Genomic DNA, 262 nt, shown 5'->3' with positions numbered 1-262 from the left:
ATTTCCTTCTGCCTGTCAGTGAGCGAGATACCGGTGACCGTTTGGAAAAGCTCCAACAGGGCACCCGAATCCTGCGCAAAATTCGCTACAACGTTGAAAACACAAGCACGACCACTGTTGAGATCAACCAGCTGTCCCGGCAACATTTCAGACAGTTCGGAAAAGGAGATTGGCGTGTTCATCTGGTGGATTAATTCCTACGAGAAAATGGTGATTTCCATTAGTGCGCGTTGAGGTGCTTTGCAGCATCCAGACCTACTGC

At 49.2% G+C, this 262-nt stretch carries 1 protein-coding gene; it reads right to left on the bottom strand.

Going from position 1 to position 262, the window contains the following annotated elements:
- On the bottom strand, positions 1–182 hold a 182-nt coding region (locus tag AC3XQU_RS24145; protein ID WP_489876656.1), incomplete at its 3' end, for a hypothetical protein.
- Between the last annotated feature and the right edge of the window lie 80 nt (positions 183–262).

It is taken from the genome of Telluria sp. AZSoR62 (assembly GCF_058111565.1).
The sequence above is the reverse complement of the archived record's forward strand: the minus strand, read 5'-3'. Positions and strand labels throughout refer to the sequence as shown.